General features: G+C 67.6%; 9 protein-coding genes and 1 riboswitch. Of the genes, 3 read left to right on the top strand and 6 right to left on the bottom strand.

The features are described from left to right. Window positions 1-61: 61 nt before the first annotated feature. Both purH and purN read right to left on the bottom strand, forming a co-directional pair. A complete protein-coding gene (gene purH / locus HMPREF2630_RS00710) occupies window positions 62-1,672 on the bottom strand; it encodes a bifunctional phosphoribosylaminoimidazolecarboxamide formyltransferase/IMP cyclohydrolase (protein ID WP_049342917.1) in 1,611 nt (536 codons plus the stop codon). 212 nt (window positions 1,673-1,884) lie between these two features. Beyond that, the gene (purN, locus tag HMPREF2630_RS00705) at window positions 1,885-2,442 is read right to left on the bottom strand and encodes a phosphoribosylglycinamide formyltransferase (RefSeq protein ID WP_049333074.1); all 558 of its coding nucleotides are present in this window, start codon (window positions 2,440-2,442) and stop codon (window positions 1,885-1,887) included. 214 nt (window positions 2,443-2,656) lie between these two features. Between purN and HMPREF2630_RS00700 the strand changes: the two genes are divergently transcribed. Next, on the top strand, window positions 2,657-3,280 hold the full coding sequence (locus tag HMPREF2630_RS00700) for a hypothetical protein (RefSeq protein WP_083298866.1): 624 nt from the start codon (window positions 2,657-2,659) through the stop codon (window positions 3,278-3,280). Window positions 3,281-3,352: 72 nt separating this feature from the next. Here HMPREF2630_RS00700 and HMPREF2630_RS00695 read toward each other — a convergent pair whose 3' ends face one another. The 3 genes from HMPREF2630_RS00695 to HMPREF2630_RS00685 form a co-directional block, all read right to left on the bottom strand. Then, window positions 3,353-5,749 carry a cell division protein PerM gene (locus HMPREF2630_RS00695; RefSeq protein ID WP_070482872.1) on the bottom strand — a complete coding sequence of 799 codons (2,397 nt, stop codon included), beginning with the start codon at window positions 5,747-5,749 and terminating at the stop codon, window positions 3,353-3,355. 133 nt (window positions 5,750-5,882) lie between these two features. Next, window positions 5,883-6,317 carry a PIN domain-containing protein gene (locus tag HMPREF2630_RS00690; RefSeq protein WP_070482869.1) on the bottom strand — a complete coding sequence of 145 codons (435 nt, stop codon included), beginning with the start codon at window positions 6,315-6,317 and terminating at the stop codon, window positions 5,883-5,885. A 10-nt stretch (window positions 6,318-6,327) separates the two neighbouring features. Further along, a complete protein-coding gene (locus HMPREF2630_RS00685) occupies window positions 6,328-6,555 on the bottom strand; it encodes a hypothetical protein (RefSeq protein WP_049342913.1) in 228 nt (75 codons plus the stop codon). Between the two features lie 35 nt (window positions 6,556-6,590). Next, a riboswitch (SAM riboswitch) is annotated at window positions 6,591-6,722 on the bottom strand. 257 nt (window positions 6,723-6,979) lie between these two features. Between HMPREF2630_RS00685 and HMPREF2630_RS00680 the strand changes: the two genes are divergently transcribed. Next, window positions 6,980-11,140: a DEAD/DEAH box helicase gene (locus tag HMPREF2630_RS00680; RefSeq protein ID WP_070482864.1), complete on the top strand. Its 4,161-nt coding sequence runs from the start codon at window positions 6,980-6,982 to the stop codon at window positions 11,138-11,140. 195 nt (window positions 11,141-11,335) lie between these two features. After that, a complete protein-coding gene (locus tag HMPREF2630_RS00675) occupies window positions 11,336-12,172 on the top strand; it encodes an aldo/keto reductase (protein ID WP_070482861.1) in 837 nt (278 codons plus the stop codon). A gap of 215 nt (window positions 12,173-12,387) precedes the next feature. Here the strand turns inward: HMPREF2630_RS00675 and HMPREF2630_RS00670 are convergent, their stop codons facing one another. Continuing rightward, the gene (locus HMPREF2630_RS00670; protein ID WP_083298865.1) at window positions 12,388-14,880 is read right to left on the bottom strand and encodes a helix-hairpin-helix domain-containing protein; all 2,493 of its coding nucleotides are present in this window, start codon (window positions 14,878-14,880) and stop codon (window positions 12,388-12,390) included. Window positions 14,881-15,003: the final 123 nt, after the last annotated feature.

Raw genomic sequence — 15,003 nt, 5'->3', positions numbered from 1 at the left:
GCCAACTAGCGCGCCCCTCCCCGGCTTGTCCGGCCGCGGCGGTACGCGTAGCCGCAAAATCTTAGTGGAAGAAGTGGCGGGTACCGGTCAGGTACATGGTCACGCCGGCAGCCTTAGCGGCCTCGATAACTTCCTCATCACGGATCGAACCGCCCGGGTGCACAACGGCACGCACGCCGGCGTCCAGCAGAACCTGCAGGCCGTCAGCGAAGGGGAAGAACGCATCGGATGCGGCAACCGCACCGCGGGCACGCTCGTTACCCTCGCCGCCGAGGGTGTTCGCACGCTCAACGGACAGCTTGCAGGAGTCCACGCGGTTCACCTGACCCATGCCGATGCCCACTGCGGCGCCGTTATCGGCCAGCAGAATGGCGTTCGACTTGGGCGAGCGCAGTGCACGCCACGCGAATTCGAGGTCGCGCAGGGTGGCCTCGTCGGCGGGCTCGCCGGCAACCAGGGTCCAGTTCTTCGGGTCGTCACCCTCAGCCTGCAGGCGGTCGGCCTCCTGGAAGAGCGCGCCGCCGGAGATGGGGCGGTACTCGATGGCGTCACGGCTAAAGCCCTCGGGCAGAACCAGCAGGCGCAGGTTCTTCTTCTCGCGCAGAATCTCCAGGGCCTCGGGCTCGTAGCCGGGGGCCACGACAACCTCGGTGAAGATGCCCTTGACGGTCTGAGCCATAGCGGCGGTCACCGGGCGGTTAGCGGCAATCACGCCACCGTATGCGGACAGCGGGTCGCAGGCGTGCGCCTTCGCGTGAGCGTCCGCAATCGGATCGGCGGCACCGGGGGTTGCCACGGCGATACCACAGGGGTTGTTGTGCTTGATGACGGCAACGGCCGGCTCATCGAAGTCGTAGGCGGCGCGCAGGGCGGCGTCGGCGTCAACGTAGTTGTTGTAGCTCATGGCCTTGCCGTGCAGCTGCTCGGCCTGTGCAATGCCGGGGGCGGCCGCCGGGTTGACGTACAGGGCGGCGCGCTGGTGCGGGTTCTCGCCGTAGCGCAGGGTCTCGCTGCGCTCGAAGCCCAGGCCGGCGTACGGGGGCCAGAAGTTGGCGTCCTCGTCCTGCAGGAACTGGGATGCGGTCCAGGTAGCCACGGCGGTGTCGTAGGCGGCGGTGTGGGCGAATGCGCCAGCGGCCAGGCGGCGGCGCTCCTCCAGCGAGAAGCCACCGTTCTTAGCGGCCTCAACCGTGCGCTCGTAGTCGGCCGGGTCCACCACAATTGCGACGGCATCGTGGTTCTTTGCAGCTGCGCGAACCATGGAGGGGCCGCCAATGTCGATCTTCTCAATGATGGCGTCCTGATCCGCACCCGAAGCCACGGTCTCGACGAAGGGGTACAGGTTCACGACGACCAGATCGAAGGGCTCGACGTCCAGCTCACCGAGGGTGTCGATGTGCTCCTGCTTGCGGCGGTCAGCCAGAATACCGGCGTGGATGCGCGGGTGCAGGGTCTTCACACGGCCCTCGAGGCACTCGGGGAAGCCGGTCACCTCGGTCACCTCGGTGACGGGAACGCCTGCGGCCGCAATGGTCGCCGCGGTCGAACCGGTGGACACCAGGGCCACGCCGGCCTCGTGCAGACCGCGGGCGAAATCCTCCAGGCCGGTCTTGTCGTAGACAGAAATGAGGGCGCGGCGCAGGGGCACGCGATCGAGCTCAATAAGAGACACAAATACTCCGATACTTTGCACCGTGCCCGGCACATGCGGCGGCACGGCTGGTGGATGGATGTGAGTCCGCCCCGGTGGGCGGGATGTGCGGGTGGGGTTTACCCCCACCGTCGCGCCGGGCACGGGGTGCCCCCACTCGGGCGGTGGGGCGCGACGGTACGTCTGTACGGGCGGGGAATCGGAGCGTGCGCTCCACCCGCCGTATGAAAAACTTATGCGGCAGAGTGCTTCTGCGCGAGGTCGGCGATGGTCTGCACGAGCAGGCGGCGCTCCTGCACCTTGATGCGTTCGTGCAGAGTTTCTTCGGTATCGCCGTCGAGCACGGGCACGGCGGCCTGCGCCAGGATGGGGCCGGTATCAACGCCGGCGTCGACGAAGTGCACGGTCAGGCCGGTAATCTTCACGCCGTGGGCCAGGGCGTCACGCACGCCGTGTGCGCCCGGGAAGGAGGGCAACAGGGCGGGGTGGGTGTTGATAATGCGGTTGCTGAAGCGCTCGACCAGCTGCGCATCCACGATGCGCATGAAGCCGGCGAACACGATGTAATCGGGCTCGTAGGAGGCAATCTTCTCTTCGAGGGCGCGGTTCCACGCCGGGCGGTCTGCATAGTCGCCGGGCTGCACCAGGAAAGTGGGCACGCCAGCGGCCTGGGCGCGTTCGATGCCCAGGCAGGGCTTGTCGGCGCCAACAGCCGCAATGTCGAGGGGAAGCTCGCCCGCCGCTACGGCGTCGAGAATGGACTGAAGATTCGTTCCGGATCCGGATACCATAACCACAATTCGCACCCAACCAGTATAGCCCATCTCACATGCGTTGCGGGAGCTCGGAGAGACGGTCGCCCGCGTAAACGGGAGAAGGTATTGCGGAAGCGCTCGGTAGGTCGGGACGGTCGGAAGAGCGGAGGGCTCCAGAGTCCGGACGCGGAAGGCGAACGAACGGCGGCGCGGCGGGCCCCACGCCCGAAGGGACGGTACCCTTAAAGCTATGTCTACTCCCCCGCCGAACACCCCGAACGACCAGCCCCGCAACCCTCAGCAGCAGGCTCAGCCGCAGAGCCCCGCCTCCAACCCGCAGCAGGGACAGCGCCAGGGGCCGCCGACCCCCGGCAGGTACAGCGGACAGCACCCCGGCGCACAGTACCCCGGCGCGCCGGGCGCGCATCAGCCCGGCGGCGGAAACCCCGGCAAGCCGCCGATGGACCCGCTACAGCGCCAGCGCATCCTGCTCCGCGCGGCCATGGTTCTCATTGTCTCCGTGCTACTCATCTTCGGGGCGTCCTCCTTCGTGCTCTCCCCCATGCCCTACTTCCTGGGCCTTTTCCTCTTTGCGCTGGTGGGCCTGGGACTGAGCGTCTGGGCCATCGTGCGCACCGCGAGCGCGCGCGGCCCCTGGATCTTCTACGTTGCCGCCTCCCTCAGCATCCTCTACAGCCTCATGACCGTGATCGGCGGAATCGGTCTGGCCGTCATGCCGGGGATGCAGGAGTACCGCGAGTGCCGCACGGCCGCGCTGACCGGCACCGATATGTACACCTGCGACCAGATGCTCCAGAACAGCATGGACAGCTTCGCGGGCACCGGCAGCACGGCAGGGGCCTCCTCCCGTTAGCGGCGGCCGGAGCGCACACAGCACGAAACCCGCACGAGTCATCCTCGCGCGGGTTTCGTGCTATTTTTCGAGCTATTTCTTCTTCGGGGCCTGCGAGCCGGTAACCTCTTCCCCGGTCGGCAGCGGGGGCAGCTCCACGGTGGAGGCCTCGTCGGTCAGAAGCGGCAGGATGCCGGTCTGGGCGCGCACGCCAAAGATACGGTTCATGGCCTGGTCGGCGGAGAGCACCTCCAGCTCGCGTTCCATGAAGTCACGCTCTCCCCCGGCCTTCTTCTGCGCCTTGCGCTCGCTCTTGGCCGCCTTCTTCTCGCGGCGCTTGCGGGCGCGCTGTTCCGCCGCGGAGGGCTCGGCCTCCGGGGCCTCGGAGGCTTCGCGCTCCGAACGGTCGGGAGCGGCATCCTCGGAGCCTTCGGCGGGCTGAACGCCGAAACCGAAGTACGCCATGATGCGCCCGGCACGGCCTCGCGGGCGAGCGGGCTCGGCGCTTTCGGAGGCGTCCTCGGGTTCGGCGGGGCCTTCCCCCGCGGTCTTCGCGGAAGACTTCGAGATTTCCGCGGACTTCGGGGCCGCCTTCTTCTCGTTCTCAGAACCGGCCTCGGACGCGGCGGAAGCGGGCTCGAGTTTTTCGGGCTCGGGGTTCATAAACTCGGGGATGGAGAGGTCGGATTCCACCGGCTCGGGCAGGTCCTCGTCGGGAACGACCTCGGCGAGCGCATCCGCCAGGGCGCGCTCGGCCACGGGGTCGGAAGCCTCCAGGGGGTAGGCGTGCACGGGCTCATGCGGGTGCACCGGCACGTGGCCGGTGGCTACCTCGTCCACAATCGTGTGCGCCTCGGAGGGCTCCTGCGAGTCCTCATTCTCAGAGTCCTCGGAGCTCGGCTCGCTCTTTCGGGAGTCTTCGGCGGCCTTGCGCTCGGCTTCTTCCTCGCGATGCTTGGCCTCCTCGGCCTCCTCACGGGCGCGACGCTCAGCCTCGGCCTTGCGCTTGGATTCTGCCTTGCGAGCTTCCTCCTCACGGCGCTTGGCTTCCTCAGCTTCCTCCGCCTCGCGACGCTCAGCCTCGGCTTCCTCGGCAGCTCGGCGTTCCTCACGCTCGGCCGCACGCTCCGCGCGACGCTGAGCCAGGCGCTCCTTCGCGGAAGCACCAAGGCTCATCAGGCGCTCGCCCAGGTTCGGGCGCTCATCGGCAAATCGCGGCAGATCGCGGCTGCTATCGGGCACCAGGGCGCGGCTGAGCAGGTTACCCAGAGCCACGCCGAGCCCCACCCACAGAGCCGTGTGGCCCGCAAAGCTCAGCGGCTCGGCACCCACCTCGGTGAAGCGGCCGACGCCCAACGAGCCGTAGGAAATCCAACCCAGCCACAGGGCGGCCAGAGAAGTCAGCAAACCGGTCAGCACGCCCAGCGCAAGCGAGGATAGCAGGGCCGAAAGCGGACGGAACGGCACCTTCAGGGCGACCCACTCGTCCAGGTGATCCTCACCCTCACGCAGGAACCACCAACCGGCAATCGCACCGGCGGCCACCGGAACCAGCAGACCCAGCAGGCCGGCGCTTCCCAGGGACTCAGGAACCCCGCCCAGGATCGGCAGCATCGGCAGGGACCCGGCATTGCTACTCGTCAGGCCGATCGAGGTACCCGCGCCAAAGGCGAAACCGGCACCGGTCGACCAGGCCATCGCGTAAATCACCAGGTTGGGCAGGAAGCCCAACTGCAGCAGCGTCACAGCGGTATCACCCACCGGGCCCGCGTGCAGCTCCTGGTAGGTGGCCACCACCTGCGACCACCCGCCCAGAATACCCAGGGCCAGCAGTAGCGCGCCCAGGCCCACAAAGGCCACCGCGGCAACCGCCGCCGCGCGCACCACAGCCCACGCGTAGGACCCGGCCCAGCGCGAGTACTGGCTCATCTGCGAAATCTGCTCCGCCGTATCAACACCCACCATGCGCGAAAGCGAACGCGCCTCGCGGTAGCCGCCCCACATCAGGCCGACCACCACGATACCCAGCGGCACCAGCGCGGCGTTCAACACCTGCAGCGGCTTCGGGCTCGGGCTCGCCCAACCGTACACCGCCGAACAAATCAGCGCGTAGGTCACCGAACCCGAGAGCACCGGAATGAGGAACTCCCCCTCGTACGAGGCGCGCGCCAGCCTGCGACCGGAACGGTAGCAAAATAGCAGCGGCAGAATACTCAGGCCCAGCGGCACCAGGGTCATGGTGCCCGCGGAGGCGCCAAAGACGGCCGAGAGGTCCAGGGGAACGCCGTGAATCAGGAGCCACAGGTGGGCCGACATCGCGGCCACCGACGAGAACTCCGTGCCGCCAAAACCGTTCGTCGCCCACACGGCGGCCATGGCGGCCACCACCAGGACGCCGGACATCAGGGCGGTCAGAATCAGCTCAACGACGCCCTGAAGCCACAGGGGCATGGGCATGGAATAGCGGGAGATAGGTGAGGTGCTTTTCATCGTCCTTCCATGATGCCACGTTTTAACGACGAAACCCGCCTCCGGAAGGGCCGGTGATGGCCCTTGGAGACGGGTTTTTGCACGTCGCGTCAGTTTTTGGGTTAGTCCCTCGGCGGGAATCTTTACGGCACCCCTAGTGATCGGTCCAGGGGTTGGATGCGTTCACGCCCCAGGAACGGTACACCTGCGCCTTCGAGGAGACCAGCTCCAGATCGTAGGCGCTTGCGCTCGCGGCCATCAGCCCCTCCAGGGCGGCCGTGGGGAGGGGGCCGGCGTCGTCGCGCCCCACCGCGTGCTGACCACGCGGGGCCTGACGGCCCGCCCACTCGAGGCTCACGCGCGCATCCACGTCAATGACGTGGTCGCCGAAGCGTTCGAGCAGCTCGGTAATCCAACGGTCGGTCTCGGGGTAGGGGTAGAGGCCTTTGAGCTCACCAATGCTCAACACCGAAATGTACATGTGGCGAAACGAGCGGCGGCGCAGAAACGCAACCACGGCGGGGTCTGGATTCGCCTTACGAATCTCCGCGAGAACGTCGGAGTCCAGGAGCATACCGGAAAAGTTCATACCCCTAATGCTACGCTACGCGCAGACCGGCGATTTCGATGGCGGGAATACCCTCGGGGTTGGGCAGAAGAAGGAAGTTCAGGAACTCGTCGCGCTTAGAAGAAATGCGGGAGTAGTCGTCAATGCTGACCGCGGTGAAACCGCCTCGAGCGGGAACTGCTGCGGCACGCAGGCTGTCCTGGTAGGAGCGGGAGGGGTTCAGAGAGATTACTGCTTCGGTTGCAGAGCCGTTGTACATGTGACAACCTGCGCCGTGAGTGGCGCGATCCTTTCGCGTTGCTCTTGTCTGTACCGGTTACCACCTCTGAGGGTGGTGAATACAAACCGCTTCGTCATCCGAGCCACCCGTGAACATGGGGTTGGCGTTCGACCATAGTCGGAGCTTATCAGTCGAAACTCTTGAAGCTGGCTCCAGCTTACAGCACGTTCTCACCTTAAGTAAAGCGTTCTTCACAAAAGATTCAGGTCACATGTATTTTCACTAATCAAAGCGTTTACAAACGTTCCACGGCAGTCTCGACGCGTAATATTTGACCCTCCGCAGCCCCTCGCTTTCACCCCTCCGCGAGCACGCAGACCAATCCCGCGCGGGGCGCGGCGGCCGCTTTCAGCGTGTTCAATTCGCCTCGTTAAACCCTCGGAGCGCGCACGCTCGAGAGGCAATGACCGCCCGCCGTGCGGCACCTCACCCGATGCGAGATAATGGGCAGGTGCCCAACAATCCTTTCCCCGAAATCCCCGTCACCGTACCCCAAATCATTCGACAGGTCGGCCACCGCACCTACCAGCGCGGGGCCGCCTACCAGCGCAACCGCGAGGTCGTGCGCTACAGCTACGACGAGGACAGCCGCACCCTCACCGGGCTCGTTAACGGAAGCACCCTCGTGCCCTACGAGGTGACGATTCGGTTCTTCCCCCCGCGCGCCGGCTCTGCCGCCTTCGCGGCCCGATGCACCTGCCCGGTCGTCAGCAATTGCAAGCACGCCGTGGCGCTCATGCTCACCGCGCTGGACCGCGCCTCCGTGGCGGGTAGGGCTCTCACCCCGCAGGCCATCGGCCCGCTCGACAGCGGCGGTCGCGGAACCAAAATTCAGGGAGCGAAGGACGCCGACGCGGAGACGAAAACCCCCGGCGAGCGCACCCTCGCAACCGAGGCCACCGGCTCCGAAACAACAGGCACCGAAACAACAGGTACCGAAGCGACCGGCCCAGAAGCGAGCGCGGCGGAGGTTCCGGGCACTGAGCCGCAGGACCCGCTCGCGGCGCTACGCGCCTCCGGGGCCCTGACCGTGGCCTCGCGCCTGCCGAGCCCCAACTCCGCCGAGACCACCCCGACCGCGCGCGCGAATCGCGAGGAGTCGGAGGGCTTCGACCTCGAATCCCTCGGCATCAGTTCCCTCGGCGGGGCGCTCCTCCCCTCAGACGGCACTCGGGAGGCGGCACCCGCCTCCAAGATTTCGGCCTGGCGCAAGAATCTCTCCTCGGTTCTTTCCGCACGTCAGGACCTTTCCGGCATCGATTCGCTACGGGTCAGCGGCGCGCTCGACCTGTCGATGAGCGTCTCGGGATCCTACGCGCGCGGCCGCAACATGCCCGGGGCGACCCCGGCCATCAACCTACTCGCGCGCCCGCTCATGCACTCCAAAACCGGCCGCTGGGTCAAGGGCGGCCTCACCTGGGACACTTTCGCCTCGAGCGTGGGCGGGCCGGTCGGCCGCCACGACATCTACCCGGAGCACGAGCGTTTCTTCGCCGAGCTCTACTCGATTGCCCGCCCCTGGCAGAACATGTACTCCTCGCACCGCGACTGGATTTCGCTCAGCGCCGCGGGCTCTGCCCTGCTCTGGGATGTGCTCGCACGCGCCGAGGAAATCGGCCTGCCGCTACTAATCAACGGACGCGAGGTGGAGTACGCCATCCTGCCGCCCGCGCGGGTGCGTTTGCGCGCCGCCGCCCTGCCCGAGGACTCCGAAGAGAACCCGGACGGGGGCCTACTCCTCGAGGCCGCGCTGAGCTGGGAGGGGCGCGAGGGCGAGCTTCTGCGACAGCTCTGGCTTCCGGCCGCCCACTGCCACCCCATGGGCACGCCCCGCACCGGCTTCTTCGCGCTCGGCGGGCTTGCGCAGCAGGAGTACGAGCATGCCGCCAAGGCCGTGCACTGGAAGACCACCCGGCCGGGCGCGCTGGACGAGGTGGGGCGCGGCGCCTTTGTGCAGTCTGAGCAAACCGCACAGCCGGAGCAGGCCGCGGTTCCGAACCTCCCCGAGGGCGTGGAGCTGGCGCTCATCCCCCTGGTCGAGCCGCTCGACGCCGCCTCCGAGGCGCTCATCTCGGCGGGAACCGTCAAGATTCCCGCCGCCGAACGCCCCGCGTTCCAGCGCGATTTTCTGCCGGCGCTCAGCCGCTCCGTACCCGCGCTCACCCCCGACCCGGCCCTGGCCCTGCCGTCCGTCACCCCGCCGCGCCTGGTGCTCGAGCTGACCTTCGACGAGGAGGTTCGCCACGACGCGCAGCTGGGCTGGCACTGGGAGTACCCTCTCAACCCCTTCGAGGCCGACCCCGAACACGAATCCGGCGTTCAGCGCCTGCCGGCCTTCGGGTACCCCGGCGAGGAGGGCGGCGAGGTGCGCGACGAGCGCTTCGAGGCCCGCGTGCTACGCTCGGTGCGCTCGGTGCTGGCCGCGCATCCGGCCCTGGCCAGCCTAGAAGAGCGCCGCGTCGAGGGTTGGGAAACCCGCGAGCTGCTCAGTGCGATTCTGCCGAAGTTGCGCCGCATTTCCGCCGTTCGGGTGCGTTTCAACGGCACCCCACCCGAGTTCGTGGAAGCCACCGACGCGCTCATCGAGGTAACCGTCACCGAGGGCAATTCGCGCGACTGGTTCGGGCTGGGCATCGCTGTGAAGGTGAATAACTGGACCGTGCCCTTCGCCCAGATTTTTGAGGCGCTCGACCGCGGGGCGGACCGCATCCTGCTGGGCAACGGCACCTACTTCTCGCTGCGCCGCCCCGAATTTAAGACCCTGCGCACCCTCATCGCGGAGGCGCGGGAGCTCGACGAGGCGGGCGGTGAGCTGCGCATCAACCGGCACCAGGCCGGGCTGTTCTCCGAGCTGGAATCGCTGGCGGCCAGCGTGCAGACCACCCGGCGCTGGGATGAGCAGGTGCGTTCCCTGCTGGCGCTCGTGGAGGCCTCCGAAGCCCGCGAAACCGACCCCGCAGACGGTGCGAATAAGCCCGCGGCAAGCCCCGATACGCATGACAAGCGCAACAATGGGGGTGTGGTGCGCCCGAACCTAAACCGAGAGTACCCGGTCCCCGCGGGCCTGCGCGCCACCCTGCGCCCCTACCAGGTGGAGGGTTACCGCTGGCTCACCTTCCTCTACGAGCATCGCATGGGCGGCATTCTCGCCGACGACATGGGTCTGGGCAAGACCGTGCAGGCCCTCGCCCTGCTCGCCCACGCCATCGAGGAGCACCGCGCCGCGGCCCCCGTCGAGCCGTTCGCGCCCTTCCTCGTGGTTGCGCCGACCTCTGTCATCACCAACTGGGCGGCGGAGGCGGAACGCTTCCTGCCCGAGGCGAAGGTCGTGACCATTACCGAAACCACCGCCGGTAAGACCCCGCTGGCTGAGCGCATCGCCGGGGCGCACCTGGTGCTGACCAGCTACACACTGCTGCGCATGGACGAGGAAGCATACACCGGCTACGCCCGCACGCTAGGCCGTACCGTTGACGATTCCACGGGCGAGCAGTCCGCCCCCGAAGGCTGGGGTGCGCTCCTGCTGGACGAGGCGCAATTCGTCAAAAATACCGGCACCCGCGCCTGGTCTATCGCCCGCGCCATGCCCGCGCGCACCAAGATTGCGATGACCGGCACGCCCCTGGAGAACAACCTCATGGAGCTGTGGGCGCTGCTGGCGATTGTGGCGGACGGGCTCTTCCCCTCCGCCCGCGCCTTCCGCGACCTGTACGCCCGCCCGGCCGAATCCGGTGAGGACCCCGCGCACGCGGCCGCCACGACCGCTCGCCTGCGCCGGCGCATCCGGCCGCTCATGCTGCGCCGCACCAAGGAGCTGGTGGCGGCGGAGCTTCCGGCGAAGAATGATGTGCGCGTGAACCTGCCGCTGGCCCCCGGCCACCGCCGCATCTACGACACGCACCTGCAGCGCGAGCGCCAGAAGGTTCTGGGCCTGCTGGAGGACATGGACAAGAACCGTTTCACGATCTTCCAGTCGCTGACGCTGCTGCGCCGCCTGGCCCTGGATGCCGCGCTCATCGACCCGGACGCCTACGAGGGCGTCACCTCGGCGAAGCGCGAGTACCTGGTGGAGCGGCTACCCGAGCTGCTGGCCGGCGGGCACCGCGTGCTGGTGTTCAGTCAGTTCACCGGTTACCTGAAGAGCATCGCCCGGGCCCTGAGCGAGAAGGGCATCGACCACCTGTACCTGGATGGTTCGACCCGCAACCGTGCAGAGGTTATTGAGGCGTTCACGAGCGGTCAGGAGCCGGTGTTCCTCATTTCGCTCAAGGCTGGCGGTTTCGGTCTGAACCTGACCGAGGCGGATCACGTGTTCATTATGGATCCGTGGTGGAACCCCGCCGCCGAGCAGCAGGCGGTGGACCGTATTCACCGCATCGGCCAGGACAAGGAGGTGCACGTCTACCGTCTGGTCGCCGAGGGCACGATTGAGGAGAAGGTCATGCAGCTCAAGGAGTCGAAGGCCGCGCTCTTCGATGCGGTGGTCGGTGAGGGCGAGTTCGCCTCCGCGGCGGTGACAGCTGAGGATGTGCGCGAGCTCTTTGCGCCGGCTGTCGAGCGATAGCCGCCCTCCAGCCTGAGCGGTACCCCTCGAGTCTGAGGAGGTGTCTGGTGCCCGTCATTTTTTGTCATCTGGTTACGCCTCAGGCTAGATTCACGCCCGATTCTGGCCCGGCTCTTCTCAACGGTGACTCTGGGGCGTAGCCTTGAAGGACTGCTTACGGAGGCGCCGCCTCCCCATAGATTCCAAAGGAGCATCATGAGCTACAACGTACCCAACGTAAAGTTCAACGATGGCCGATCCATTCCGCAGCTGGGCTACGGCGTGTGGCAGGTGGAGGACGAAGTTGCCGAGAAGGTCGTGGGCACCGCCCTGGAGACCGGCTACCGCCACGTCGACACCGCCGCCATCTACGGCAACGAGGCGGGCGTGGGCCGTGCTATCGCTAACTCCGACGTGGCTCGCGAGGACATCTTCCTCACCACTAAGCTGTGGAACTCCGACCAGGGCTACGAGAGCGCTTTTGAGGCGTTCAATGCCTCCCTGGAGAAGCTGGGCACCGACTACGTTGACCTGTACCTGATTCACTGGGCCAAGCCGCAGCAGGGCCTGTATCTGGATTCCTGGCGCGCGCTGATTGAGCTGCAGAAGCAGGGTAAGGTCCGCTCGATTGGTGTGTCGAACTTCCCCGAGGAGCAGCTGCGCGAGATCATCAAGGAGACCGGCGTGGTTCCGGCTATCCACCAGATTGAGCTGCACCCCTACTTCTCGCAGGAGGCGCTGCGCGCCGTTCACGCCGAGTACGGCATCGTGACCGAGGCGTGGAGCCCGCTGGGCAACGGCAGCGATCTGCTGCAGAACCCCGTGCTGGCTGAGATCGCGGAGCGTCACGGCGCAACCCCCGCGCAGGTTGTGCTGGCGTGGCACCTGGCTAAGGGCACCGTGGTTATCCCGAAGTCTGTGACCCCCTCCCGCATTGAGGAGAACCTGGCGTCGGTGAACGTGAAGCTGACCGCCGAGGACATCGCGGCCGTGGATGCGCTTTCCACCCCCGAGGGTCGTATTGGCGCTGACCCGGCGAACATCGACTTCTAGGGTGTAGCGCGGGTGTAGAGTTTGAATCGCACCTACATAAAGCCCCGACAGGCACGGATAATGCCTGTCGGGGCTTTTGCGCGCCCTGGCGGCGCGGCTTTTCGGGCTTTCGAAGACCGGTTTTAGCGAACGCTTGTTCTTGGATTGTTCGGCAAACCGGCAAACTATCTCGGTGAGCGCTCGGTATCTAGCCGTCACCCGCCAGTTTTCGCCGGCTAGCTCTCGTCCTCCACCAGCAGCGAGAGGGAGATGCGGCGGCGGGCCGGGTCGACCTCCACCACGCGCACCCGCACGATGTCGCCGCTACGCACAATGTCGTGCGGGTTCGCCACGAACCCGCGACTCATCTGCGAGATGTGCACGAGGCCGTCCTGATGCACGCCGATATCCACGAACGCGCCGAAGGCCGCCACGTTCGAGACGGTACCCTCGAGCACCATGCCGGGGCGCACATCCTCAAAACGCGAGACGGACTCGGAGAAGCGTGCGGTGCGGAAGCTACCGCGCGGGTCCAGGCCGGGGCGGCGAAGCTCGGTGAAGATGTCCTGCACCGTGTACACGCCGGCGGTGCCCTCCTCTGCACCGTCCTGTCCGCCCTCCTGCACGTAGTCGGCGGGGTTCAGCCCGGCCAGCGGGTCGCTACCGTCCGAGGTGCCCAAGGCGCCGGACCCCCAGCGAGCGCCGTTGCGGGCCTGCGCGTCGGCAATAATACGGCGCGCGAGCGGGTAGGCTTCCGGGTGCACCGCGGAGGCATCCAGAGGCTCCTCGCCGCCACGAATACGAATGAATCCCGCCGCCTGGCGGAAGGTCTTCTCACCCAGCCGCGGCACGTTTAGCAGCTGCCGGCGGTTCGCAAAGGGGCCGTGCTCGGTGCGGTAGGCGACGATGCGTTCGGCGGTCGCGGTGCCCACGCCCGCCACGTGCGCGAGCAACTGCACGGAGGCACTGTTGAGGTTCACGCCCACGGCGTTCACGCAGTCTTCGACGGTGTCGTTGAGGGCCCGGCGCAGGGCGGCCGGCGGCACGTCGTGCTGGTACTGGCCCACGCCGATGGACTGCGGGTCAATCTTGACGAGCTCGGCGAGCGGGTCCTGCAGGCGGCGCGCGATGGAGACGGCGCCGCGCACGGTTACGTCGTAGTCGGGCAGCTCGGCGGCGGCCAGGGCGGAGGCGGAGTAGACGGATGCGCCCGCCTCCGAGACGGTCACCTTCTGGGGTGCTTCCACGCCCTCCTCGCGCAGGGCGCGAATGAGTTCGCTGGCGAGCCTGTCGGTTTCGCGGCTTGCGGTGCCGTTGCCGATGGCGATGAGCTCCACGTGCTCCTCGCGGCAGGCGGCGGCGAGTTCGCGCAGCGCCTCCTCCCACTGATTGCGCGGGGCGTGCGGGTAGACGGTGCCCGTGCGCAGGGGCTCGCCCGTCTCGTCGACGACGGCGTACTTCACGCCGTGGCGCAGACCCGGGTCCAGGCCGAGGGTGCGGCGGTGCCCGGCGGGCGCGGCGAGCAGAATATCGCGCAGGTTGGAGGCGAACACCTCGGTCGCGTTCTGCGCGGCGGTATCGAGCAGGCGGTGGCGGATGCGCTCGGCCAGGCGCGGGCGCAGGTGGCTGCGCCAGGCGGTGCGCACGGTGGCGGCGAGCCAGCCGAGCACGCGGTCCTCGTCGTCCACGGTGTTGAGCACCTGCACGGGGATGCGCAGCGCGGCGGCCATCTCACGCTCGTATATAGAACGTACGTTCTCGTAGTTTTCGGCTGCGGCCTCGGCCTCGGCGCGGGCGGCCCCGCGCAGGCGGCTGAGCGGTGCGGGGGCGAGTGCCACGTCCACCTTCAGGCGTACCACGCCGGCGTCCTTGGCGCGGTGCAGGGCCAGCACGCGGTGCGGCGGGATGGAGCGAATACGGTCCGAGAAGGCGAAATAGTCCGAGAACTTCGCGCCGTCGCTTTCGTGCCCGGCAATGACGCGGGATTCGATCACACCGCCCTCACGCAGGCGGGTCAAGAGCTTCTCACCGAGCACCGGGTCGGTGAGGGCACGGTCGATCAGAATCGCGCGGGCACCCTCGAGGGCCTCCTCGGCCGTGCGGATGGGCAGCGTCTCATCCCCCTCCGCGCGGGCCTCCGCAATCTCCTCATCGGTGGTGATGTAGGCGGCGGCGATGGCGTGCGCGTCGGCGAGGGGCACCTCCAGCAGGTCCTCGACGAGGGAGTCGAGCCCGGCGGCGCGCGCCAGCTGCGCGCGGGTTACGCGCTCGCTGCGGTAGGGGGCGTAGAGGGCGTTCACGTCTGCGACGGTGGCGGCGTTCATGAGCGAGGAACGCAGCTGCAGCAGGGTGAGCGGGTCGATGAGCCCCTCGTCGGCGCGCGCGGTGAGCGCCTCGAGCACGCGGGCGCGGCGCTCTTCGAGGGCGCGTAGCTGACCCAGGCGGGTCTGGATGGCGCGCAGCTGGGTGTCGGTGAGCGCGCCCGTCGCTTCTTTGCGGTAGCGGGCGATGAAGGGCACGGAGTTGTCTGCGTCGAGCAGTGCCACGGCGGCGCCGATGCGGTGCGGGGCGATGCCGAGCTCTGCGGCGAGTACCGAGACAAGGTGCGAGGAGGGGGCCCGCTCGGCCCGCCCGTCACGGTCCTGTCGGCTACAGTTCGGTTCGGGGTGCGACTCGTTGGCGGATGCGCCGCGCGGCGCGATGCTGCTCGGGAGGGGGTGTTCGCTCATCCCTCCAGTTTCGCATACTTCGCCGACGCTCCGGGAGCCGGGCCGCCGGGACCGCTGTCGGGATCCCCGAGGCCGCCGCCGAGCCTACCTGGGTAGTATCGACCCCGCCCGGCCTCAGCCGCC

This window comes from Rothia sp. HMSC072B03 (assembly GCF_001809565.1).
Classification (GTDB): domain Bacteria; phylum Actinomycetota; class Actinomycetes; order Actinomycetales; family Micrococcaceae; genus Rothia; species Rothia mucilaginosa_A.
This window is presented reverse-complemented; position numbering and strand designations above follow the sequence as displayed.